This window comes from Tatumella citrea (assembly GCF_002163585.1).
GTDB classification, from domain to species: domain Bacteria; phylum Pseudomonadota; class Gammaproteobacteria; order Enterobacterales; family Enterobacteriaceae; genus Tatumella; species Tatumella citrea.
This window is the reverse complement of sequence record NZ_CP015579.1, coordinates 1,002,690-1,027,741: the sequence shown is the minus strand read 5'-3', so window position 1 is coordinate 1,027,741 and position 25,052 is coordinate 1,002,690. Positions and strand designations below refer to the sequence as shown.

Sequence of the window (25,052 nt, the reverse complement as noted above, 5' to 3'; positions counted from 1 at the left end):
TTCCTCAAACAGAAGGGTTCAGCAGCGGGTCTTCGTGAAGCTGCGATGATGAAGTTTGAAACCAGGCGAGCTGATCCTGTAGCAGGACCACTTCACCGATAACCAGTAACGCCGGAGAAGGCGCTTGTTGTGCAAGTGATTCCAGGCCGGCTAACGTGCCTTTAATAATTTGTTGATCCGCCCGGGTGCCGCGACTAATGATCGCCACCGGCGTTGTCCCTTCCCGGCCATGAGCAATCAGCTGGCTGCTGATGGTGGCAGCATTCACGGCCCCCATATAGATGGCCAGTGTCTGCCGGGCCCTGGCCAGTGAAGGCCAGTCCAGATCATTGCCTGCACGGCAGTGCCCGGTGATAAACAACACACTCTGCGAATGTTCACGATGAGTCAGCGGAATACCCGCATAGGCTGTTGCGCCGGATGCGGCAGTAATTCCCGGAACCACCTGAAACGGAATCCCGGCTTCAGCAGCGACCTGTAATTCTTCGCCGCCGCGACCAAAAATAAACGGATCACCGCCTTTCAGCCGGACTACCCGTTTACCCTCTAATGCATGGCTGACTAACAGACGGTTAGTCTCTTCCTGAATAACCAGATGTGCTCCGGCGCGTTTGCCGACACAAATCCGTTCAGCATCACGCCGGCAAAGGTCCAGCACCTCTTCACTGACAAGGTGGTCATACAGAACCACATCCGCCAACTGTAGTACCTGTAATCCACGTAAAGTGAGCAGCCCCGGATCACCCGGCCCTGCCCCTACCAGATAAATTTCGCCTTTCGGACTGTCCTGATGATGCAACTCGTGATCAGCCAGTTGCTCTGCCTCTTTAAGGCGACCAGCTGCGACCAGAGCACCAAAACGCCCTCCGAGCAACCGCTCCCAGTAATAACGGCGCTGTTTCATCGAAGGAAACTGCTGTTTCACCTTTTCTCGCCACTGACCGGCAATCCGCGCCATATCACCAAGGCTGGTCGGTAATAATGCTTCCAGTTTCTCCCGCCAGATACGGGCCAGTACCGGCGCAGTTCCGCCGGAAGAAATAGCCACCACCAGCGGTGAACGGTCAACAATTGAAGGAAAAATAAAGGTGCAACGCGCCTGATCATCGACCACGTTTACCAGTTTCTGACGCAATTCAGCAGCTTCATAGACCCGCTGATTTAGCGCCGAATCATCTGTCGCAGCAATCACCAGAAATACTGTGTCCAGCTGCTGTTCGGTAAATTCCGTAGCCTGCCAGTGAATCTCCTGCTGGTGGTGAAGTTCCTGCAGTTCTGTACATAGCTGACGAGCAACCAGTTGAATGACCGCACCTGAACGACGCAGCAGGTGAATTTTTCGTGCAGCAACGTCCCCACCACCAACCACTAATACTGGTCGGCCTGTGAGGTCTGCAAAGACAGGAAGATAGTCCACAGTATCCTTAGTATTATTATTCTGAATAACAGGCACTATACGACTGACAGGCCGGTATTGAAATGTCGTTTTGGAATGAGCTGTAACAGAATGGAATATGTATATAAATCAATATGTTTTAAAACAGCACAAAACAGCCAGGCTTTCGGATAAACAGGTATGGCGGATTATCTGGCAGAGTTCCATACTAACCGCTATTCCGGCTTTGCTATTTATTCCTAAGGAATCTGTACTATGTCAGCCCCTTTCCGCCTCAGTGTCAGTCTGCTGGCACTCTGTTGCGGCCTGAGTTTCAGTACCATCGCAGCCAGCACCGCACCTGTCGGACAGTATGCGGATAATCAAACCCGGAAAATTGCCAGCCTGTTTCCGGGAAGAATGGCCGGCAGCCCGGCCGAACTGATGGCTGCGGAATATATAAACCAGCATCTTAAAAGGCTGGGATACCAGAGTGATACCCGTCAACAGAACACGGCTTATCGATGGCAGCCACAATCCGGCGAACCGGTGCTTCAGAAGGTCACGGCGACATCGGTCATCGCTGCAAAGAGTGGTCTGTTGCCCGGTGAGATAGTTATTATGGCTCACCTTGATACCCGTATCCCCGAAAATGCCCGTCAGCAACAGCAGGACGTTGGTGGGCTACGTTTACAGGGAGTAGATAATAATGCCGCAGCCCTTGGGGTGATGCTGGAACTGGCTAAGCAATTGTCTGATAAACGTCTGCGTTATGGCATTCGTTTTGTGGCTCTGAGCGCCACCGAAAACGGCATGCAGGGTATGGAGAATTACCTCTCGCGGATGAGTGCCGATGAGCGGCAGAACACGCTACTGGTCATCAATCTGGATGAACTGATTGCCGGTAAAAGCCTGGATTTTGTCAGTGGTGTCAGGACTTCAGCCACGGAACAGACGGATACCGCCGGTAAAGCACTGGCTATTGCCCACCGGTTGGGGATACCAGCCCATGCGACCAGACTGAATGCTGCAGATAATCATCAGGCGACCCCGTTTGATAAAGCCGGAATGCCTTATTTGCTGGTCACCGCAGACAGTGATGGCCACCACCGCCAGGCAACATTACTGGGTGATCAGACCAGCCGTGATAATCTGCAGTTTATTGACCGGCATATGCCGGGTCGGCTGGCAAAACGCAGCCGTCAGGTGGTGAGTGTATTGTTACCATGCATCAGCCAGATGAACAGTACCGCCGGCTAAACACCGGCGGCAACATCAGTCAGCCTTCGTGCAGGCCACATTCCCGTTTCAGACCAAAAAAGCGGGTTTCTTCTTCTGCCATACCAGGTTCCCATTTACGGGTAGTATGAGTGTCGCCTACCGATAAATAACCCTGATCCCATAACGGATGGTACTGCAGTCCATTTTGTTTCAGGTACTGGTAAACCTGACGGTTATCCCAGTCGATAATTGGCAGAAGTTTAAACACTCCGCGCTGGACCGATAGCACCGGTAACCCGGCACGGCTCCCGGATTGCTCACGACGCAGGCCAGCAAACCATGACGCGGCCTGCAGAGTTTGCAGAGCGCGATTCATCGGTTCAACTTTGTTGATAGTATTATATTTTTCAATACCTTCAACGCCCTGCTCCCACAATTTTCCGTAATGGGCTTCCTGCCACGCAGCCGATTCTGTCGCACGAAACACCTGTAGATTCAGTTGCAACTGTTCAGTCAACTGATCGATAAACTGATAGGTTTCCGGAAACAGATAACCGGTATCTGTGAGGATCACCGGAATATTCGGCTGCTGACGGGTTACCAGGTGCAGACATACTGCCGCCTGAATTCCAAAACTGGAACTGAGCACAAAGTTGCCTGGCAGATTCTCCAGTCCCCATTCCACACGTTGTTCTGCACTCAGCGTTTCCAGATGCTGGTTTACTTCAGCCAGCGCCTGTTGTTGCTGTGCCTTATCCAGCGCATTCAGTTCAGATAACTGTAGCTCTGCCATAGATTCCTCCGTTATTCCCAAAAGTCCCGGGCAGGATCCAGCACCGGTCTGACTACCCCGGCACGAATCACAAAGTCACCGAAACCTTCATCGGACTGACGTTCTTTTGCCCAGCGACCAATCAGTTCATCCAGTACAGCCAGGATTTCCTGCTGGGTAATATTTTCACGATACATACGTGGAATACGGGTCCCGATGCGGTTCCCGCCCAGATGCAGATTATAGCGGCCAGGTGCTTTACCGACTAAGCCCGCTTCTGCCAGCAGTGCCCTTCCACAACCGTTAGGGCAGCCTGTAACACGTAAAACAATGTGCTCTTCTGCAACACCATGGCGGGCCATAATGGTTTCAACTTCATCGACGAAAGCCGGCAGAAAACGCTCAGCCTCTGCCATCGCCAACGGGCAGGTTGGGAAAGCGACACAGGCCATAGAGTTTTCACGCTGAGCAGTCACTGACTCCATCAAACCATGAGCACGGGCCAGATCTTCAATAGCCTGTTTTTGCTGCTCAGGAACACCCGCCACAATCAGGTTCTGGTTAGCGGTAAGCCGGAAATCGCCCTGATGAATCTTAGCAATTTCGGCAATACCGGTCTTTAGCGTCCGTTGCGGTGAATCCAGCAGACGGCCATTTTCGATAAACAGCGTCAGATGCCATTTTCCGTCAATTCCTTTAATCCAGCCAAATCTGTCGCCACGGGTGGTAAATTCATAAGGACGAATGTCTTCAAAAGTGATGCCGGCACGACGCTCTACTTCGGCCTTAAACACATCAACACCAACACGTTCCAGAGTGTATTTGGTTTTGGCATTTTTACGATCGGTGCGGTTACCCCAGTCACGCTGAGTAGTGACCACTGCAGCAGCAACATCCAGGGTTTTATCCAGTGGCAGGAAGCCTATTTCACTGGCGGTGCGGGCATAGGTAGCTTTATTACCGTGATCGATAGACAGTCCGCCACCTAACAGCAGGTTAAAGCCAACCAGTTTGCCGTTTTCTGCCACTGCGACAAAGTTCATGTCGTTAGCATGCAGATCCACGTCATTATTCGGTGGGATCACTACCGTGGTTTTAAACTTACGAGGCAGATAAGTAGAACCCAGAATCGGTTCTTCATCAGTAGTGGCAACCTTTTCCTGATCCCACCAGATTTCTGCATAAGCACGGGTCTGTGGCAGCAGATGTTCAGACAGGCGTTTTGCCCATTCGTAAGCTTCCTGATGCAGTTCCGACTCTACCGGGTTCGAGGTACAGAGCACGTTACGGTTTACATCATTAGCAGTTGCTAATGCATCCAGCCCGACCTCATGCAGCATCTCGTGCGCTGGTTTCACATTTTTCTTCAGAATACCGTGAAACTGAAAAGTCTGGCGGTTGGTCAGACGAATACTGCCATAGATGGTTTTTTCGCTGGCAAAACGGTCGATCGCCAGCCATTGCTGGGGCGTAATGATTCCCCCAGGCAACCGACAACGCAGCATCATTGCATGGCGTGGTTCCAGTTTCTGTTCGGCGCGGCTCGCACGAATATCACGGTCATCCTGTTGATACATTCCGTGGAAACGGATCAGCAGAAAATTATCCCCGCGAAAACCGCCTGTCAGGCCGTCAGTCAGATCATCAGTAATCGTACCACGCAGAAAGTTACTCTCTTTTTTAAGACGTTCTGCGTCGGCAAGCTTGCCTTCCACCACGAGTGGACCTGGATTTTTATTACTCATTAGTACACATCTCTCTGGTAACGGCGCGCTATGCGCAGCTCACTCAAATATTCGTCGGCTGATTCGCTGTCCATCTGTCCGTGTTCGGCAATAATGTCCACCAGCGCCTGTTCAACGTCTTTTGCCATCCGGCCAGCATCACCACAGACATACAGGTGAGCACCTTCTGCAATCCAGCGCCAGACTTCTGCTCCCTTCTCACGCAGTTTGTCCTGGACATAGATTTTCTGCTGCTGATCACGCGACCAGGCCAGATCTATATTAGTCAGCAGACCATCTTTAACGTACTTCTGCCATTCCACCTGATACAGGAAGTCTTCAGTAAAGTGCGGGTTGCCAAAGAACAGCCAGTTTTTCCCGCCGGCAGCATCATTGTCACGCTGTTGGATAAAAGCACGGAACGGGGCAATTCCGGTCCCCGGTCCAATCATGATCACCGGGGCTTCAGGATCTTCCGGCAAACGGAAGTTATCGTTATGCTCGATAAACACTCGGACTTCGCCTTCCTCCGGTAAACGATCGGCGAGGAAACCAGAAGCTCCACCGCTGCGGGCACGGCCTTCAATATCGTAACGCACCACACCCACCGTAATATGCACTTCATCTTCGGTTTCAGCCTGTGAAGAGGCGATAGAGTAAAGGCGCGGAGTCAGGGGCCGCAGTAGTTCGGTTAACTGTTCAGCATGCAATTCAGTAGGGGCATGTCGTACCATATCGACAATCGGCCACTGCTGTGCATAGGCCTGTAATGCCGCTTTATCACTGATTAGCGCCAGTAACTCACTGTTGCCAGAAAGATGGGCATATTTTTCGACAATTTGTGGTGTATTCACCGTCAGCTCAAAATGCTGTTGCAGCGCAACGGCCAGCGGCAGTGTTTCACCTTTGAGGCTGATTTCCTGTGAACCGTCCAGCCATAACAATCCGAGCAGCTCTTCTGCCAGCTGAGGATCATTTTCATACCAGATACCCAACGCATCTCCCGGCCGGTAACGCAATCCTGAGCTACCTAAATCAATCTCCAGATGGCGGATATCTTTTTCTGAATCGTTCCCGGTAATTTTCTGATTGACCGACAGGGAGGCTACCAGAGGCTGTTCTTTGGTATACGGCGTACTGTCAATTTCATCGGTGGCCCCGCTGGCTGCCAGCGAAACCTGGGCGGCGGTAGAGGCGGGCAGACGTTGTTTCAACAGGGCAACAATTTCCTGACGCCACTTATCTGCAGTGGCTTTAAAATCGACATCCGCATCGGCCCGCGCCAGCAAACGTTCTGCACCCAGCTCACCCAGACGCTGATCAAAATCTTTACCTGCCTGGCAGAAAAACTCATAAGACGTATCACCCAGCCCGAATACGGCAAACGCAGTATCGGTGAATTTGGGTGCTTTCTTCGACAGCAGGAATTTATGCAACGCCACGGCCTCTTCCGGAGGTTCACCTTCCCCCTGAGTTGAGGTCACAACCAGCAGTAATTTCTCTTGCCCTATCTGCTTAAACTTATAATCTCCGGCATTAACCAGAGTGACGGTGACTCCGGCGGCCAGTAAATCATCGCGTAACTGTTCTGCCAGCCGACGCGCATTACCGGTCTGCGACGCAGAGAGTACGGTAACCGCAGGGGCCTGACTCACTGCGCTGGTCGTAGCCGGAGCTGCAGAACCAGGCTGAGCAATTGTTTCACCACTGATCCGTCCCCAGAAATAGCCGGAAAGCCAGGCCAGCTGGGTAACGGAAAAATCCTGTGTTGTCTTTTGTAGTTGTGCCAGCTGTTCCGCCGAGAGCGGAAGCTGTGGGGCCTGATTGGTCATTGCGTTTATGATTCCAGTATCATCGGCGGAAAAGGAATAAAGACTGTAAGGTTAACCACAAAATTATGCATGTTAAAGACGGCTTATGCATATCACATAACCAAATTAGCTAAATGGTTTTATCGGTAGTATTAACCAGAAAAAGTGGTAAGCAGAATCCCGGATGGCTGCGACAGATGGCCTGAGGTGGGTTGGAGGAAAATTACCGGGGAAAAATGTGAGATAACCCAGGTTTTACGGTAGAATCTGCGCCTTTAACGCCTGGAACCCATTATGTCTGTAACCACATTATTCAAAGAATTTCAGTTTGAAGCTGCCCACTACCTGCCACATGTCCCCGACGGACATAAATGTGGCCGCCTGCATGGTCACTCATTTCTGGTTCGTCTGGAAATTACCGGCGAAGTCGATCCACATACCGGCTGGGTGATGGATTTTGCCGAGCTGAAAGCGCGCTTTAAACCACTTTACGAACAACTCGATCATCATTATCTGAACGAAATTGACGGGCTTGAAAATCCCACCAGTGAAGTACTGGCCATATGGATTTGGCAGAAAATGAAACCTGTCCTGCCATTGCTTAGCGCTGTAATGATTAAAGAGACCTGTACCGCAGGCTGTACCTATCGCGGATAATCACAGCGGATCAACAGTGATCCGCTCTGTCTTTCCCGCCGGTACGATGGTCAGGCAATATTCAGATATTTGTGAGTCTGCATAGAGAGTCGCCAGTTTCTGGCGATGCAGGTGTTAATGCATAACTCTGTCGCATCCTGTTTACAACTGATCGGCTGCAATGCAATCACCCGTGATTTATCGTCCTGAATTTTAACCAGCAACTCATCCAACGCATCAATATCCCGCTGCCGTGCCACCGGATGCTTGATTTCATCAGCACGAAACAGTGCCGGAGTCAGAACGTCATAACCACCACGCATATTGACCTTCGGAGAGACGGTGACAAAAGTGTCTTCAGAACACTGCACCGGATGGGTTCCGCTGGTTTCTATCTGACACCGGTAGCCGAAAGCTTCCAGTGCCTCAGTGAGTGGCCGTAAATCGTAGATTGCCGGTTCTCCGCCGGTAATCACCACATGTCGGGCTGTCCAGCCCTGAGCACTGATCATTTTCAGGATAGTCAGAGCTTCTGCATTGCCCCATTGATCACTTTCGACCGTTTTGGTCAGAATATCGCCCACCGGAACTGCATTTTCAGGCAATTTTTCCCAGGTATGCTTGGTGTCACACCAGGAACAGCCAACAGGACAACCCTGCAGGCGAATGAAAATAGCCGGAACTCCGGTAAAAAAACCTTCACCCTGAAGGGTTTGAAACATTTCGTTAATCGGGTACTGCATTACTGGCTCAATAGTCGTGATTAAGTAATCGGCTATTATTACAGATACTGCGCCGCAGATCATGTCTGATCCTGCGGCACAATCTGCAACTACCGGTAATGGTCTGATTTAATCCACCGCCAGATGGCCGGTTTCATCAGTGATAATCCCTTTAATCAGCTTCACTAAATCATCACGCTTGCTTGCCGTTTTAGAACGTGCCGGGCCGGTGCAATTGTTGGCCCAGTAGTCAACCCAGGTGTAAGCATTCGTTGTAGAGATATAATAAATTTCTACCTTAGAGGCATTAGTTTCAGAGCGGGCCAGAATTCCCTCTTCAATCTTCTGGCAAAGATTATAGGTTTTCAGCCACTTATCGGTAGTAATTTTCGGATAGGGACTATCATCACCATCTGACATCATAATAAATACCTTACGGCGGTTAGTACCCTCCATCATTACCGGCACTGAGCGAATCAGCCCTGAGGAAAGATGCGTCCCGCCCACGGGGTCCATTTTTTGGAACTGATCTAACTCAGTCTTTGAGTTTGTCAGAGGAATCAGCCAGGAAAGAGCACTTTCTTTAGTCAGGTCATTTCCTGCCTTATGTTTCCACCAGCCAGCCTGGCGACACATATAATGCCAGGGACGATAGTCGGCTGAGTCGTAAGGAGTCCAGAGCAAAGGGAAAGTGATTATAGCTTCATTACCGAACATTTTTTCCAGTGTTGCCGGGTAATTGATTGATTCATCGTGCTCAATAGTGAAAGTAACGGCCTGACGGGAGAATATTTTTGCAGCCTTTGCATATTCCTGCTCAATCAATCCCTGCGATTCCTTGCTAAATATATCTTCGAGCTTATTTCTGGGGTCATTAGGATCCGGATATTTATCCCGCGGGTCAAAACAGGAATACTGCATCTGTCCCTCATTTACACCATAAGCAGAGTTTTTGCGGCACCAACGGTTTTGCATTTCTGCCTCTTTAATCGTTGGGAGAGAAGCGGCCACATATTTCTTATAAAAAGAATAACGAGCTGAATCCATATAATAAGTTTGGGTTTTAAGCGGCTTTCTGGCGTAGCTGGTGGAGACCTTTTTATCTCCCCAGAAGGCATAATTAATATTCCAGTCAGAATTCGGTACAAACAGTACTGAACACCCCATATTCTGACCACCACGCTGGTTCGTTCCCGGCATAACAACTGACACCCCGGTGCTGAACGGTACAATAGCGATCTTCGATTCCGGACTGTTTGTCAGTACAAAATCGGTAATTTCCGCAAACACACTTTTGAGTATGGCAATTCTCCCCCCCGCCTGAGAACCTGAGAAATCGACCACAAACACATAATCTGCCGGTTTAGACACATATTTGTTCACATGGCCGTTACCCGCTTTCAGTTTATAGTCAGATTTACCGGAGGTAACTGGCTGGTAAGTAAATAACTGCGGCAGAGTCAGCGAAATGTCGACATCATAATAGGTATAACGGGTATCTGAACCGGCAAGATGTTGCCCTTCTGCTACCGTAAAATTAACCTCAGGGACCGATTTCATTCCCGGAAAATAGTATTTCATCCACGACACCACCATATCGCGATTTCTCTCTATTTCCTGTCGCCCACTCACACTCTGAGTATCATTTGCCAGAGTAGCTGCTGAGACCGCCAGCGTAGCCTCAGATGATGCATCTGCCAGACGTGCTCTGTTGGCCATCATTGATACACTGTTAATCCCTAAAGTCATCAGGCCGAATACAATTGGCAGTAGAATTGCCAGGGGGACAATCATGACGCCACCTTCACTCCTGAACCGGCGAAGTACAGACAACAGCCTTTTTATAAACATTTCCGTATGTCTTCCGCTGTAGTTAATTTATAAGATTGCCGGCGAGTTCCTTGCAGACAAAACAACTCAGGGATGCCTGCCGGCCGGTATTTCTCGACCCATACTCCCGAAGGATCTTTCAGGAATCTTGCTGCACCTGACAAACTGAATCCTGACGGATTAATGTCTATCAAAATGACATCCAGCTGTCGTGCCAGGGTCGGGCTCAGATAAAGCTGATGGTTTATCTCTCTGCTAATACGATTATCTGCAGGGGTATTACTGTCGATAAAAATGATAGCCTGTGGCCTGCTCTCTGCAGAGCTGGTACGTACTGCCCGCTTACCGGCCGCCGCCGCTGCCAGGGTTACACAACAACCGGCGATTAGCAGTGCGTGGAAGCATCTTTTCATCGGTAGCCTCTGTTCAACGCACCAGTACGATATTGGAAACAGTAATAGTCCCGGGTAACGCGTCCAGTTTTGTCAGAAGAGCAGAGATACTTCCTGTTGGTGCAGGAACGCTCAACGTCACCTGGTAGAGAGGTACCCAGCGCCCACGGATACTCATCGGTGACAATGCACTGTAACTGGTCAGTGCGGTGACCGATGGTGCACACTTTGCCGCACCCGCCGTCAGTTTCTGATACTGATCGGTCTTAGGACTGGTAGTGCCGGTTTTAAAACTCAGGCTTTCCACCTGTACGCACAATTTGTCGACACTTTTATCATCTGCCATATATTTGGCCAGACTGACCAGTTGGCTGACATCGGCAGAAGTTAGGGTTTCACGTCCATCATAAAGTGTGACACGCTCGCGGATCACCGAAGCCAGAGAGGCCGTTATCCGCTCAGCTTTGCTGCGGGTCAGCAGCCAGAAACCATAATCCATTGCGCCGCAACTGAGGATGGCCAGCAGAGGGAAAATAAAAGCAGCTTCGACTATCACAGACCCCTGCTCTGATTTTCCCTGCCGCCACAGCGCTCTCTTCCCTGCCATATTACTGATCTCCCCGTTCATATTCCTGTACGTACACCAGCCGGCGATTAAGTGAGTTGTTCAGACTGGTAAGTAACTGCTTCACGCTGCTATTGCTATCAAATGCAAACAGCAATGGTTGATAGCGGTAGCTTGCGCTGTAAACAGCCAACGGAAATTTACTGCTATTACCGGTGCTGCAATTCCCTGTCAGGGCGCGGCTGACAGAACTGCAATAGGTAATCTTTAGTGTAAAATCCCTGGGATCGATAAACATCGATAACAAGGCACTTTGTTCTTTCACATTTCGGGTAAATAACGCACTGTAGTCCGCGTTATTTTCCGTGCGCGAAGTGATCCTTGCCGCTTCCGCTAACGTTAAATCCACCGAGGCAGAGATATATAAATACCGGCAAACTTCAAAAATAAGAAAAACCAGAAAAACAAACACAATAAATATAAATGAAAATTCCAGCGTGATGGACCCTTGCTCACGGGATACCGACCGCCTGATCATCCTGATCACTGTACGCATAACTCACTCCGGTATTAACATCAGAAACTTTCTACCCTGAAAAGATCTGCCACCAACATATCCGGGTTTTTGGCATAATTCCCACGCTTAATAATCTCTCTGGCATAACGCAGATCACCGGTTTTCACCAGGGCAAATGCCAGATTATGCTCCAGTTGTGGATTACGGTAGCCGCGTAAGTACACCGGTAACAGCATCTGCACCGCTTCATGATAACGTTTCTGCACGATGTAAATCATGGCAATATTATTAACTACCGACTCCTCCTGGAAATAAGCATTTCTGGCCAGTTCAAAACTGTTTAGCGCCCCCTGCAGGTCGCCCATTTCAGCCTGAATCACCCCCTTCAGGTTCAGTGCCTCTCCATTGTTTTTATTTTTATTTAATGCCATCGCCACAAAGCTAAGTGCTTCTTTGTATTTTTTTAGCGAGCTCAGATTTTTACTCTCCAGCAGGTAGACTTTAAGGTCACCACCAGCGGCTAATAATTTCTGTAGATGAAACAGTGAAGAATTAAAGTCGCCTGAGAGATAATAATATTCCGCCAACTGTAAACGGGTTTGCGGAGAATTATTCTTCTTCAGCTCTTCCTGCTTGATTTTAATTAGGCCAGCATAATTTCCGGTCTTAAGCAGCAGCTGTTCATCAACCATCCCTTTACTCATAGAAAACCGTTTACCGGCCACGGTGGTGGATGTCTGACTGCAACCGGCCAGAACACAGAGAATAACTGCCATTGCTGTCCGTTTTAGCATTTTCACGTGATTAATTTCCCATATTTGCCATCATTCTCATCAGTCCCGGTGCGGCAACAATAATGATCACCGGAAACATAAAGAACAGGATCAACGGCACACTCATTTTCGCCCCCAACTGGCCAATTTTTTCTTCTGTCGCCAGTATCTGAACTTCCCTGATTTCTCGTGCCAGCTCTACCAATTGTTCGTACATAGAAGACCCGTATTGCAGGCTTTGTTGCAGCATCGCGCAAAACATCCGTGTCTCAGCCGACGGTAATTCCCGGTAAAAGTGTTCCAGTGCTGAACTCAGGCCACTGACTTCGGTCCTGCGCACCAGACGACTGATAAAAGGTCCAAAATCCGGATTAATACCGGCCATTTTGTCGGATAAAAATTTGAAGGCTTGTTCAATGGTCATTCCACATTGCACGCTGATAGCCAGCAGTTCGATCATCCAGGGCAATTCAGCACTCAGGACTTTTACCCGTCGTTTAACAAATACAGATCGCAACATGCCAGGCAGAATAATGGTGGAAACCAGACTAATGGTTGCCGCCATCAATAATGTTGCACGATCGAGATCCTGTCCGGTCAGCTTACCGGACAGAATTGCCAGCAAAAACAGGCCTGCGGCCATCATCACCTTATAGGCTATATTGGCATCCAGCTTGCGGTAGATATTCAGTAATGGATTATTCTGTTCCAGTACCATCTCGGTGTGATGATGTTCTTTTAGCTGCTGAATTTTGAGTTTATGCACAGTGGCATCCACCACTACCAACGATTGCTTTAGCTTCTGAGCCCGCATTTTATTCAGCACTATGCCGCCGGTCAGCAGCAGTACAACGACTATCAGCATAATAAGCACCGGACTCATGATTACAGTTTCCTCATCAGAAATTTGATCACCAGCAAGCCCACAACTTCACTGCCAATCAGGTAATACAACAATATCCTCCCGTCTTCATCTTCCAGCACATACTGGAAATTTTCAGGACTGATAAATTTGAGCAGGACGAGGAAAATAAACGGTATGGCACCAGTGATCTTGGAGGACATACGCATTTCAGATGTCATCGACAGCATCTTTTTTTCCATTGCAACTCCGCTGGAAATAGAACGCTGCAGTTTGTTCAGCACTTCACGTAAACGCCCACCACTGTTGATGTTCAGCAGGATGGCAACAATGAAAAAGTAATATTCCCGATACGGATAATTACGCCACGACTCCATAAACACTATTTCAGCCTGTTCGCCAAAGTTCAGCCGCCTGGAAATTGCCGAAAACTCCCGGCTCAGAGAGTTATTGGAGTTCTGACTGTAATCGGACATTGCCTGAAGAAATGTCCGTCCTGCAGAAATAGCACCACCAATAGTGGTGAGAGCCTCGCTAAAATTGAGAGAAAACTGCTTATGGCGACGTTTTTTTATGATTTTGTACGTGACCAGATAACTGGCAATCAGCCCCACGACTAACACCCAACTTAGCGGGAATCCGATATACATTGCATTGACAGCCAGTAACACCATGGTTACTAACACAGGAATCAACAAATTTTTAATTAACGCTGCACTACTGCCGCCATAAAAGACACGGAAAATCGCAGACAACCGATCTGTAAACCCGATTTTCAGTCGGAGAATAGCCGTTGATTGCTCTGATACCGTCGTCGTTTTCTGACTCATGATCGACATCAGTACCTGTTTGCGCTGACCGGTGTAAGAGAGCGCCTGGCGGGTAAACATATTTCTTTGCAGGACAATTAACAGGAAGAGCACTGCCATCACCATTAGCAAAATAAATAGTATATTCATCAGACTAACCAAAAATCGTTTTCAGTAGATCTTCACAGGCATGTGCTCTGGCCCGGTGAATAACACTGGAGCGACCAGACAGACCGGGGGTAATAAAACGCCCGACGACTTTCCCCTGAACACTGTCATCCACCGAAAAATTAAAGATATCCTGTAGCACAATAGTGTCGCCTTCCAGACCCATAACCTCTGTTATATGGGTAATTTTTCTCGAACCGTCATGTAAGCGACTGGCCTGAATAATCAGGTTAACCGCAGAGGTAATATTGCGACGAATAGCTTCTATAGGCAGGTTGAGATTGGCCATCATTACCATGTTTTCAAGACGAGCCACTGCATCGCGTGGTGAGTTAGCATGCAGAGTAGTCATGGAACCGTCGTGCCCGGTATTCATTGCCTGCAACATTTCAAAAGTTTCACCACCACGGCACTCCCCAACGATAATCCGGTCAGGGCGCATACGAAGTGTATTAATCATCAGGTCACGCATGGTGATCTGCCCCGTATTCTCTGCTCCAGCCATTCGGGTTTCCAGCCTGACAACATGCTGCTGTTGTAACTTCAGTTCTGCAGCATCCTCAAGGGTGATGACACGCTCATCACTGTTGATATGCTGAGATAAGGCATTCAGCAAGGTAGTTTTCCCTGAACCTGTGCCCCCGGAAATGACAATATTGCTTTGGCAACGAACCGCTATTGACAGAAAATTAGCCATCTGTTCGCTCATTGCCCCCCAGTTAACTAAATCACGCAGGGTACGGGACACATTGCTAAATTTACGAATAGAGATCGAGGTACCATCCAGAGCTACCGGGTTGATGACCACATTTAGCCTGCTGCCGTCGGCCATCCTTGCATCCACCAGAGGCTGGGATTCATCCACCCGGCGACCAACCCGGTTAACCAGTCGTTTAGCAATATCGGTAAGCTGCTGGTTATCGACAAAGCGCTTACCGGTTAACACCAGCTTTCCGCTCCGCTCTACGAAAATATGCTCAGGACCATTCACCAGAATATCGCTGACTGATTCATCTTCCATTAGCTCACGCAACGGGCCGACACCAAGAATTTCATCTGCCATCGACGATGCCAGTTCACGGGTCTCTTCGGAGGGAAGATACTGGCTGTACTCAACGCTGGTCCGATGGATTACCTGAGATATTTCACGGATCAGGGCATTACGGTCATCCAGAATTTTATCTATCTGATCGAGATCAAGCCTGGGTAAAGCCAGACTGCGTAATTGCCGGGCAAGTTCTGCATACTTTGGGTTCATAATTAATCAGACTTCCTTGTTAGCCGACTCTTCATGACTGAAAAAAGTGAATTTCCTTTAGCCACCCTTTCTTTAGCTGCTCTTTTTTTCCCTAACAGCAGATAAGTAAGATTTTCCAGCACAGTCTTGTTCTTACCACTGAAGTCCAGAGTCATTGAAGGATCCCCGGCTTTTAGCAAATAAGGGACGATGATATCAACGGGTTGTCCGATAAGATCTCCGGCTTCACGGGCATTAACTTCACTGCTGACTTTCGGATGATGCTGGTTAAAGCAGAGATAGAGACGTCTGAGACCGTTATTGCTGCTTTGCAGGTGGGCATTTGCTTCGAGTATTTTTTTCGCCACCCGTACCGATGCCAGGTTACGGTCACAGATCAACAGAACGCAATCAGAGTGGGTCAAAACATTTTCGATATCCTGGTCGGAAGCATTGAAGGCACTAAAATCAAAAATTACGCACTGATGGCGGTCATAGACTGGATCGTTAAAAAACCAGGCATGATTGTTTTCTTCATACATCGCAAAAAAGTTGTTCTGTAGCAGTGTAATTTCATTGCTGATTGATACCCGGGAAATCAGGTCCAGATTACGGCTGCCACCTGCCCCCTGCACCAGTAAGGTTGGTGACTGGCGACGTCTGGCAATATCTTCAGCAATGTAATAACTGAGGGATGAAGTACCAATTCCCCCTTTGCAGCCCAGAATAGCCATTTTCACAGCACTGTTTGCTTCTCTGCCGGTCTGACCTTTTGCCACAATCAGCGGCGCAATCCGGTTCAGTTGGGACGGGTAATGGCAGTAAGAAATCTGTTTTTGCAGATAACTGTCAGCCAGTATCAAAGAATCACGATGTCCGACTGCCACCCGGATTGCAGTACGTGAAACATGCAAATTCATCAGTTGCGCGATTGATTCAGGAGTATCAAAATCACTGACTTCAAAAACGACCGCATCCACATCTGTAGATTCGGTATAATTCTCAAGCTGCCCCACTGAACCTGAAAAACACCGGATATCCCCGGTATCTCTGATTGCCAGTTGTTCGCAAATTTTTTCCATCACCTGTTGATCTGCAGCAACCACCAGAACACTTTCGGTATGTACTTGCTGGCTTTTTTGATTCGAGGAAAATAACAGCATTCGGCCTCCCTGCCGGTCTGTGAATCAGCAATTTACTGACGTAACGACGAATTAAGGTTGTTTTTTACCGCACATCCGAGCTCCGGATAACTGTCAAACTGGTAAGTACTTTTCCTCGACTGACACAACGCATCATTTTTTTGGGTATTAATGGTGATACTGGCCAGTGCAACCGGAGAGGCCGTGTTCTGCGCCGGTTTTTTCTGTAACAGGACGCGGTTGGGTGAAATTCCGGCATTAATCAACCGCTGCTTCAGACGCTCTGCCAGTGCATCGGCATCATTGAGATACCATTGCACAGAGATCGAGCCGCCGAGAAACTGATGAAATGAAACCACCTCGGCGACCAGAATCTCCTGATCAATATCATTGCGCCCTTTGAGCTCAAACTGATACCCCTGAGCGGCCACCCCGGCACAGCTCCATAATCCAATCAACAGCAGAATCCATTGCCGCATAATCGCCTCACTAATAAATAAAACCACCCTGCTCGATAAAACTGATGACACCCTTTTCTGCGCTACTGCCTGTCACATTACTGATATTAAAATAGCGCTCCAGCAGGCTGCTGCGCTGCCAGGCCGGTAATGTCACCTGGCTTGAAGACACTGGCCTGACCAGATTAATAGTGGCCACCACCACCAGTTCGGTTTTTTCCCGTTGAGCAGAAGTAGAGCGGAAAAATGCCCCCAGCACCGGAATGTCGCCGATAAACGGAACTTTCTTCAGTGCCTCCTGTTCTGTCTCACTGAGTAATCCTGCCAGCACAAAGCTTTCACCGTCGGCCAGTTCTACCGTGGTCCTGGCTTTACGGGATTTCAGTGCCGGCAGATAATAAGTTGTACCGGCTGAGCTGGACTGAGTATCAATATTGCTGACCTCCTGGTAGATCATCAGTTTGACCTTCTGGCTGTTCTCGACTTTGGCACCAATGGTCATCCTGACCCCGACCTCTTTATAATCGACCGTAGTGCCATTTAAAGAGCTGGTCACCATGGGAATCTCCCCCCCTACCAGAAAATCCGCCGTTTCTCCGGACAGAACAGATAAGTTGGGCTCCGCCAGCACTCTGGCGACCGATTCATTCCCCAGAGCATGAATCATTGAGGTTAATTCACTGGCATTAAACTTCAGTTTATTAAGTACAAAATTCCCGGTATCCAGCGCCTGCCCCCACTCAATTCCCAGGTTGTCGCTGTAGGTTTTATTCAGTTCAACCACCGAAATTTTGACATTGACCTGATTCGCCTGAGGAAGACGCATACGGTTTTGCAGCTTTTTGTACTGCAACTGCCTGAGTAACGGTACCTTTAAGTCACCGGTATATTCAGTCTTAATAGTGATATCATTGATTTCAGCTTCCATTCCCAGCGCCTCACCGACAATCTGGTAAATGGCATCGCGGCTCTCTTCATCAACCGCTATCCCCGCCAGTATGTAACTGTCCCCGACTTTCTTCAGCTCAATGGTCGAACCTGGAAACTGATCCTGGATTTGCAGTGCAAGCTTACCTACCAACGGATCAACCACAACTTTAATTTTGCGGGTAACATCATTCTGCACCAGCAGGATTTCGCCAATCCCGTTTTGAATCCCGTAAATCACCACTTCCCGGTCACTGATCAGGTTGTAATCAACAATTTCCGGGTCGGTGGTAAATACGGTATCAATCACCGTATTCATTTTCAGAGTCCGCGCCCCGCCTTTTGACAGATAAACCGTTTCGGCGAAACAGGATAACGGCAACAGCAGCCCGGCCAGTAACAGGCAAACAGACCACAGCCGTAATCGGTGAGTTTGAGGCACACATCGGGTCAGGCAATTCATTGTGCTGTTCCTTGCGTTGCACTGAGAGTTTTCCGCTTAGCTTTATCCTGACCCGTCGGGAACAGAATCACTTCATACTTACGGGTCACCCTGTATAACCGTTTCAGATCTCCGGAACTCAGCTCAAGATCAAGTGACAGATTCCCCGTCACTTTATTTTTATCACTACTTTCGAGTAATGGCTGGCGATCCAGCAGCGTTTCAACCGCCTTACCGGGGTAGCTAATGACCCGCCGGGCTTCAAAGATCCGGAAAAAATTTAGTGACGAATCCCCCTGTAAAACACCTTCACTGCGTTTACTCCGGGCCGGGGGATTTTCTGTCACAAACCTCAAATAAACATCGACATAGTCCCCGGGACGTAACTGATGTATTGCGCCGGTAAATGGCTCATTAATGACCGTTTTATAACGAGTCATATTTGCGGCAGCCAGTTTATTTTTGGGATCGTCAGGGCTAACATTGCTCACCAGAATACGGTCGCCAGGTTTCTTATCGGTGAGCAGAAACATACCGCGCAGTGAGTCAGCAGTTATTTCTGCCACTTCCGGACCCTCTGCCGGTAAAGATTCGCTCTTCATGGCGAAATCTTCATCCCGTAACAAGCTGCCTGCGGGGAGTACTTTTTCACTGATAAAATAATTCACCTGCCGGAAAGCAGCCTGAGGAGTTACGGACTCCGGAGTCGGCGTACCGTTACTCATCAGCAATCCCACCCCGCCGACAATAAGTAATAAAACAGCCAGAATTACTAAGAGTCTCTGGTTCACTGGAGGTCCTGTTTATCCCAAATGAAGAAGTAAATAACCGCAACTAATCGCAACCCCATAGGGCAGTGTCATCTTCCTGCTCCCTTTATGCAGCAGTCGTAAAAAAATAACGATCAGAATCAATGGTATTCCGGACAATGTAACCAGGAATAAAAAATTTACCATCTGATCTGCCGGAATTGAGAGGCTGAGTGCAGCAATAAGTTTAATATCACCGGCACCTATTACATTAGCTATTACCAGCAACATCCCCACAATCAGTGTCATTAATGGCCAGAGTATATTCACATTACCATTTATCGTAACAGCGATAATTAACGATAACAGTGCCACCAACATCACTGTATTGTTCTTTATTTTCCTGGAGGATATATCGGTATAGCAAACCGACAACAACAGCAGCACCAGCAGACTATAGATGAACATCGTCATATCATTTATACAACAATAAGGAGGCCTGACTCGCCCCCTTCTCTGTTATCCGTTACGGTGCTTTATTCGCATTAGTAATATTGTTACCCAGCAACTCGAACTTATCGGTAATCGCTTTCAGGAATGATGCATCCTTTGAACCAAACAAGCCGAGTAACATGGTACTAATAGCTACCGCAATAACTGCATATTCAATCGCGGTAACACCGTCTTCTTTTGACAACGCATTAATGGCACGATGGGTGCCTTCTTTAACAGCAATCTGTGCTTTTAATGATAATGAGTTTAGTTGGTTAATCATGGCTAGTCATCCTTAAATACAATGATATCTATTAAATATAGTTAACAATAATCCTTCACCTTATATTATCCGGAGTCCCGGATAACGAACCTGATGATACGTTCAGTTCATGGATACACAAGTAACAAAAGTGAAATTTAAAAATGTCACTGGCCTTATTTGAAAAGAATTCTGACCATTATAGCATCCCACACTGAAATTAATCGCAGGAGCCCCCCATCTATCACGCTACGTTACAGGAACCGATACATTCCCCTGTCAGAATATTTCATTAACGAGATGATTATTACCTGAATATCACTATTCGACCTCAGTTAAGGTGAAAGCAATCGATATAAAGATAACAGGCAAACAATAATTAAACACAAACCGATAACATTAATTTATTTATCTTGCGAGCTTATAGTATTGCATGATATTTATAAAAAGGTAATTCAGTGATATTCATAGGGAACATGTTTAAATGCTGAACAAACAAACTATTAAACAACAGATCATTGATGACGTCTGTCAAATGATTTTCGTTGGTACTCTGAAACGTGGTGATTTTCTGCCTTCAATCCGGGCAATGAGTGATCGCTATAAAGTATCCCGTGGAACAGTCATGCTGGTTTATAAGAGCCTTGAATGTCTGGGATATATTCAGGGACATGAACGCAGTGGCTACCTGGTCACAGGGACGCCAGAACTAACCGAATTCTCCGTAAGTAAGGTAGCCGGAGATACATTCGGGAAGGAGATCCTGCATTCTGACGAGAACAGATATCCGGCCACCCGTATTTATCAGTGGCTCGAACACCATCACCGGATGCAATTACCAAAACACTTTATTCGTCGCTGGTGCCTGAATAATAGTTCTGCCAGACATCCGGCGGGCTGGAATCAGAGTGATGTGAGCGACAAACAACTCAGAAAAAGCCTGTGTCGGTTTATCCGGATTTCCAGGGGAGTTTCACTGCAGCCGGATAATCTGATGATGCTGTCCGGAATGCAGGAAGCATTGCTGCTGATTGGTAAAACACTGGCCAGTAAGCGGAAAAACGTAACAATTCTGGTGGAAGACCCTTGTGCGCCGAATGTGCAGGAATTATTCCGCTGCCTTAACTTTCAGGTCATTCCGGTGAGTGTCGATGAGCAGGGTATTCGGGTTGATGATTTTCCCACTCAGGGTGCAGACCTGATTTTTACTTCTCCGGCACTTCAGTTCCCAACCGGCAGCTGTCTGAGCATGACAAGACGGCGAAAACTTTGTCAGTGGGCAGTTCAACATGATGCAATGATCATCGAAAATGATAGCTCTGCTATGCTGGGGTTTGGTCAGTCGGTGATCCCGGCCCTGAGCCAGCATTATCCCGATTCGCAAATTATCTATCTGACCCATCTGGCAGAACTGACCGGCAACGGAATGAATATTTGCTGTCTTGTTGCCCCTCTCTCATTTATGCAACTAATGCAGCAATACCAGCCGTTACTGAGTAGTGAAAACAATCCGCTGACCAGATCCCTGCTAAGCGCATTTTTCGATTCATCCCACTTTATGAAATATCTGACCGAAAGCCTGCAAACACGCAAGCATAAAGCACTACTGGCGCTGGAAGGTATTCAACAACTGTGGCCCGAAACGCTGTCTTACGGAACGAATAATGCCGGATTTCTGACTTTCCGGGCAGAAGTAGAGCAAATGCCTGAAGAGTTGCTTAACCACACTATTTTCCCGTTGGATATTTTTCGTCATATCCCACGGGAACAAGGGCAAAAACAGCAAAGTATGATCTATCCGTTTAGCTTACTAAGCATAAATGAGATAGAGAAAATAAATCACCAGCTAATGATGTCTGCACCACTCTATTCATAATGCAAAAAAAACCCTCAGACAATGTCCGAGGGTTTTCATAAAGAGTTCAGGGCAATGAATTATGCCTGACCTTTAATCTCTTTACGGCCGTTGAACTGAGCTTTCTGGCCCAGAGCTTCTTCAATACGAATCAACTGATTGTACTTAGCTACACGGTCAGAACGGCTCATTGAACCGGTTTTGATTTGACCTGCAGCAGTACCTACCGCCAGGTCAGCGATGGTAGCATCTTCAGTTTCACCTGAACGGTGAGAAATAACCGCAGTGTAACCGGCATCTTTCGCCATTTTGATCGCAGCCAGAGTTTCGGTCAGAGAACCGATCTGGTTGAATTTGATCAGAATAGAGTTAGCGATACCTTTTTCAATCCCTTCTTTCAGGATTTTGGTGTTGGTGACGAACAGATCATCGCCAACTAACTGCAGCTTATCGCCCAGAACTTTAGTCTGGTAGGCAAAACCTTCCCAGTCAGATTCGTTCAGGCCATCTTCGATAGATACAATTGGATATTGCTGAGTCAGTTGTTCCAGGTAATGAGTGAATTCCTGAGAAGTAAAGGTTTTACCTTCACCTTTCAGTTCATAGTTACCGGTTTCTTTGTTGTAGAACTCAGACGCAGCACAGTCCATCGCCAGAGTCACATCTTTACCCAGCTCATAACCTGCTGCTTTTACCGCTTCTGCGATAACTGCTAATGCTTCTGCGTTAGACGCCAGGTTAGGTGCATAACCACCTTCATCACCCACTGCGGTATTCAGGCCTTTAGCCTTCAGAACTTTAGCCAGGTGGTGGAAAACTTCAGAACCAATGCGGATAGCTTCTTTAATGCTGGAAGCGCCAACCGGCTGGATCATAAATTCCTGAATATCAACGTTGTTGTCTGCATGCTCACCACCATTGATGATGTTCATCATCGGCAATGGCATAGAGAATTTGCCGGCAGTACCGTTCAGTTCAGCAATATGTGCGTACAGAGGCAGGCCTTTAGAAGCTGCAGCGGCTTTTGCTGCTGCCAGTGATACCGCCAGGATTGCGTTAGCACCAAACTTAGACTTGTTTTCGGTACCATCCAGTTCGATCATGATTTTATCAATGTTCGCCTGGTCTTTGGCATCTTTACCGGTCACCGCATCAGCAATTGGCCCGTTAACGGCAGCGACTGCTTTAGTCACGCCTTTACCCAGGAAACGAGATTTATCGCCATCACGCAGTTCCAGCGCTTCACGGGAACCCGTAGAAGCTCCTGACGGTGCAGCTGCCAGTCCAACGAAACCACCTTCCAGATGTACTTCTGCTTCAACAGTCGGGTTACCACGTGAATCGATAATTTCACGACCGATGACTTTTACGATTTTGGACATTCGTTTTTCCTCAGTACAAGTTAAGCTAAAACTTCTCAATCCTAAGACAAGCAACGCGCGAAAAGTTCGCGCGTTGCAGTGATAAGCTTACTTCGCCAGACTTTTTTGATAGTCCACCGATGCCTTCACAAATCCGGCAAACAGCGGGTGACCATCACGCGGTGTCGAGGTAAATTCCGGGTGGAACTGGCAGGCCACAAACCATGGATGATTTGGGTTTTCGATAATTTCTACCAGTTGGTCATCTCCGGAACGACCCGCAATCCGTAAACCTGCGGCTTCAATAGGCTTCAGTAACAGATTATTGACTTCATAGCGGTGACGATGGCGTTCCACAATTGTCTGAGCACCGTACAGTTTGCTTACCAGGCTGTCTTCTGACAGCTGACAAGCCTGACTACCCAGACGCATGGTACCGCCCAAATCACTCTGCTCATCGCGTACTTCAACATTGCCTTCTTCATCACGCCATTCAGTAATCAGCGCAACCACAGGGTATTTGCAGTCCGGTTCAAACTCAGTTGAACTGGCACCGGCCATGCCTGCCACGTTACGGGCAAACTCAATCAGTGCAACCTGCATCCCCAGGCAAATGCCGAGGTACGGAATTTTGTTCTCACGGGCATATTGAGCCGTGATGATTTTACCTTCGATCCCGCGTGAACCAAATCCGCCAGGGATAAGGATTGCATCCAGACCAGCCAGTAATTCAACACCACGGGTTTCAACGTCCTGTGAATCAATCAGTTTAATGTTCACTGTCACACGGTTTTTCAGCCCCGCATGTTTCAGTGCTTCAATCACTGATTTATATGCATCAGGCAGTTCTACATATTTACCCACCATCCCGATAGTCACTTCACCACCCGGATTGGCTTGTTCGTAAATCACCTGCTCCCACTCTAACAAATCTGCCTGTGGTGCATTCAGGTTAAACCGCTTACAGATAAAATCATCCAGCCCCTGCGATTTCAACATGCCAGGGATTTTATAAATGGAATCTACATCTTTCAGAGAGATAACTGCTTTCTCTGATACGTTACAGAACAACGCAATTTTTGCGCGCTCATTAGCAGGCACTGCACGGTCTGAACGACAGATTAGCACATCTGGCTGGATTCCGATCGATAACAATTCTTTAACAGAATGTTGCGTCGGTTTAGTTTTTACTTCACCGGCTGCTGCCAGGTATGGAACCAGCGTCAGATGCATATACAGAGTATGCTCACGGCCTACATCAACAGCCATCTGACGGATAGCTTCGAGGAATGGCAGAGATTCGATATCACCTACCGTACCGCCAATTTCAACCAGTACTACATCGTGGCCTTCGCCGCCTTCAATAATGCGTTCTTTGATAGCATTAGTAATGTGCGGGATCACCTGAATCGTCGCACCCAGGTAGTCACCACGGCGCTCTTTACGTAGCACTTCAGAGTAGATACGCCCGGTGGTGAAGTTATTACGACGGGACATCCGGGTACGGATAAAACGTTCGTAGTGACCTAAGTCCAGATCCGTCTCTGCACCATCATCAGTGACAAATACTTCACCATGCTGAGTTGGGCTCATGGTGCCAGGATCGACGTTAATATAAGGGTCAAGCTTCATAATGGTCACTTTCAGACCACGAGCTTCAAGAATAGCTGCCAGGGAGGCTGCAGCAATGCCTTTACCCAGAGAGGAAACGACCCCGCCGGTCACAAAAATATAGTTCGTTGTCATGCTGAACCTGAGAGTTAAGGTTTAAAGATGGTGGAATCACCAGGACGGGAACACAGTCTACCTGAAAGGCGCATCCGCCACAAATGATGATTCAAAGACTCTTCACTCTGCGTAACTGACACACTACGGTAAAAAAGTGCCTCAGAGGTTGATTTCAATCACAATTCCGCCTGATTTTGCGAAAAAGCTGAAACGAGTTAGCTA

24 protein-coding genes are annotated in these 25,052 nt (G+C 48.1%); 3 read left to right on the top strand and 21 right to left on the bottom strand.

The annotated features are described in order from the left end of the window. Nucleotides 1-4: 4 nt before the first annotated feature. A complete protein-coding gene (gene cysG / locus A7K98_RS04840) occupies nt 5-1,417 on the bottom strand; it encodes a siroheme synthase CysG (protein WP_087490363.1) in 1,413 nt (470 codons plus the stop codon). A gap of 234 nt (nt 1,418-1,651) precedes the next feature. Between cysG and A7K98_RS04835 the strand changes: the two genes are divergently transcribed. Continuing rightward, complete coding sequence (locus tag A7K98_RS04835) at nt 1,652-2,635, top strand: aminopeptidase (protein WP_087487557.1); 984 nt, start codon at nt 1,652-1,654, stop codon at nt 2,633-2,635. A gap of 19 nt (nt 2,636-2,654) precedes the next feature. Here the strand turns inward: A7K98_RS04835 and A7K98_RS04830 are convergent, their stop codons facing one another. The 3 genes from A7K98_RS04830 to cysJ are packed head-to-tail and all read right to left on the bottom strand — an operon-like array spanning nt 2,655 to nt 6,924. Further along, the gene (locus tag A7K98_RS04830) at nt 2,655-3,389 is read right to left on the bottom strand and encodes a phosphoadenylyl-sulfate reductase (protein WP_087487556.1); all 735 of its coding nucleotides are present in this window, start codon (nt 3,387-3,389) and stop codon (nt 2,655-2,657) included. 11 nt (nt 3,390-3,400) lie between these two features. Then, nucleotides 3,401-5,113, bottom strand: coding sequence for an assimilatory sulfite reductase (NADPH) hemoprotein subunit (cysI, locus tag A7K98_RS04825; protein WP_087487555.1), 1,713 nt, complete (start codon nt 5,111-5,113; stop codon nt 3,401-3,403). Further along, nucleotides 5,113-6,924 (bottom strand): NADPH-dependent assimilatory sulfite reductase flavoprotein subunit, encoded by a 1,812-nt coding sequence (cysJ, locus tag A7K98_RS04820; RefSeq protein WP_087487554.1) that lies wholly within the window; start codon nt 6,922-6,924, stop codon nt 5,113-5,115. Before cysJ ends, cysI begins: the two co-directional genes overlap by 1 nt. A gap of 273 nt (nt 6,925-7,197) precedes the next feature. Here cysJ and queD point away from each other — a divergent pair, with 273 nt between their 5' ends. After that, nucleotides 7,198-7,560, top strand: a complete 363-nt coding sequence (queD, locus tag A7K98_RS04815; protein ID WP_087487553.1) for a 6-carboxytetrahydropterin synthase QueD — start codon at nt 7,198-7,200, stop codon at nt 7,558-7,560. Between the two features lie 50 nt (nt 7,561-7,610). Here queD and queE read toward each other — a convergent pair whose 3' ends face one another. The 15 genes from queE to A7K98_RS04740 form a co-directional block, all read right to left on the bottom strand. After that, on the bottom strand, nt 7,611-8,282 hold the full coding sequence (gene queE, locus A7K98_RS04810; protein ID WP_087490362.1) for a 7-carboxy-7-deazaguanine synthase QueE: 672 nt from the start codon (nt 8,280-8,282) through the stop codon (nt 7,611-7,613). A 108-nt stretch (nt 8,283-8,390) separates the two neighbouring features. Next, entirely contained in the window at nt 8,391-10,055 is a 1,665-nt protein-coding gene (locus A7K98_RS04805; RefSeq protein ID WP_087487552.1) for a TadE/TadG family type IV pilus assembly protein, read from the bottom strand. A gap of 47 nt (nt 10,056-10,102) precedes the next feature. Further along, nucleotides 10,103-10,504, bottom strand: coding sequence for a hypothetical protein (locus tag A7K98_RS04800; protein ID WP_087487551.1), 402 nt, complete (start codon nt 10,502-10,504; stop codon nt 10,103-10,105). Between the two features lie 13 nt (nt 10,505-10,517). Then, nucleotides 10,518-11,090, bottom strand: coding sequence for a tight adherence pilus pseudopilin TadF (gene tadF / locus A7K98_RS04795; RefSeq protein ID WP_157665865.1), 573 nt, complete (start codon nt 11,088-11,090; stop codon nt 10,518-10,520). A gap of 1 nt (nt 11,091) precedes the next feature. Then, on the bottom strand, nt 11,092-11,604 hold the full coding sequence (locus A7K98_RS04790) for a TadE/TadG family type IV pilus assembly protein (RefSeq protein ID WP_087487549.1): 513 nt from the start codon (nt 11,602-11,604) through the stop codon (nt 11,092-11,094). Between the two features lie 20 nt (nt 11,605-11,624). Beyond that, nucleotides 11,625-12,341 carry a tetratricopeptide repeat protein gene (locus tag A7K98_RS04785; protein ID WP_087487548.1) on the bottom strand — a complete coding sequence of 239 codons (717 nt, stop codon included), beginning with the start codon at nt 12,339-12,341 and terminating at the stop codon, nt 11,625-11,627. A gap of 28 nt (nt 12,342-12,369) precedes the next feature. Beyond that, the gene (locus tag A7K98_RS04780) at nt 12,370-13,221 is read right to left on the bottom strand and encodes a type II secretion system F family protein (RefSeq protein WP_087487547.1); all 852 of its coding nucleotides are present in this window, start codon (nt 13,219-13,221) and stop codon (nt 12,370-12,372) included. 2 nt (nt 13,222-13,223) lie between these two features. Next, nucleotides 13,224-14,159, bottom strand: a complete 936-nt coding sequence (locus A7K98_RS04775; RefSeq protein ID WP_087487546.1) for a type II secretion system F family protein — start codon at nt 14,157-14,159, stop codon at nt 13,224-13,226. Nucleotides 14,160-14,163: 4 nt separating this feature from the next. Further along, entirely contained in the window at nt 14,164-15,435 is a 1,272-nt protein-coding gene (locus A7K98_RS04770; RefSeq protein WP_087487545.1) for a CpaF family protein, read from the bottom strand. Nucleotides 15,436-15,437: 2 nt separating this feature from the next. Then, a complete protein-coding gene (locus tag A7K98_RS04765; protein WP_087487544.1) occupies nt 15,438-16,577 on the bottom strand; it encodes a hypothetical protein in 1,140 nt (379 codons plus the stop codon). Nucleotides 16,578-16,609: 32 nt separating this feature from the next. Then, nucleotides 16,610-17,035: a hypothetical protein gene (locus A7K98_RS04760; RefSeq protein WP_087487543.1), complete on the bottom strand. Its 426-nt coding sequence runs from the start codon at nt 17,033-17,035 to the stop codon at nt 16,610-16,612. Between the two features lie 10 nt (nt 17,036-17,045). Beyond that, the gene (locus A7K98_RS04755; protein ID WP_087487542.1) at nt 17,046-18,404 is read right to left on the bottom strand and encodes a type II and III secretion system protein family protein; all 1,359 of its coding nucleotides are present in this window, start codon (nt 18,402-18,404) and stop codon (nt 17,046-17,048) included. Continuing rightward, nucleotides 18,401-19,174 (bottom strand): CpaB family protein, encoded by a 774-nt coding sequence (locus A7K98_RS04750; RefSeq protein WP_087487541.1) that lies wholly within the window; start codon nt 19,172-19,174, stop codon nt 18,401-18,403. Before A7K98_RS04750 ends, A7K98_RS04755 begins: the two co-directional genes overlap by 4 nt. 12 nt (nt 19,175-19,186) lie before the next feature. Further along, complete coding sequence (locus A7K98_RS04745) at nt 19,187-19,600, bottom strand: A24 family peptidase (protein WP_157665863.1); 414 nt, start codon at nt 19,598-19,600, stop codon at nt 19,187-19,189. 58 nt (nt 19,601-19,658) lie between these two features. Beyond that, complete coding sequence (locus A7K98_RS04740) at nt 19,659-19,907, bottom strand: Flp family type IVb pilin (RefSeq protein ID WP_087487539.1); 249 nt, start codon at nt 19,905-19,907, stop codon at nt 19,659-19,661. 463 nt (nt 19,908-20,370) lie between these two features. Here A7K98_RS04740 and A7K98_RS04735 point away from each other — a divergent pair, with 463 nt between their 5' ends. Continuing rightward, nucleotides 20,371-21,762 (top strand): aminotransferase-like domain-containing protein, encoded by a 1,392-nt coding sequence (locus A7K98_RS04735; RefSeq protein ID WP_087487538.1) that lies wholly within the window; start codon nt 20,371-20,373, stop codon nt 21,760-21,762. A 59-nt stretch (nt 21,763-21,821) separates the two neighbouring features. On the opposite strand, the gene eno is transcribed toward A7K98_RS04735, so the two are convergent. After that, complete coding sequence (eno, locus tag A7K98_RS04730) at nt 21,822-23,123, bottom strand: phosphopyruvate hydratase (RefSeq protein ID WP_038018348.1); 1,302 nt, start codon at nt 23,121-23,123, stop codon at nt 21,822-21,824. An 87-nt stretch (nt 23,124-23,210) separates the two neighbouring features. Beyond that, nucleotides 23,211-24,848 (bottom strand): glutamine hydrolyzing CTP synthase, encoded by a 1,638-nt coding sequence (gene pyrG, locus A7K98_RS04725; RefSeq protein ID WP_087487537.1) that lies wholly within the window; start codon nt 24,846-24,848, stop codon nt 23,211-23,213. Nucleotides 24,849-25,052 lie beyond the last annotated feature (204 nt).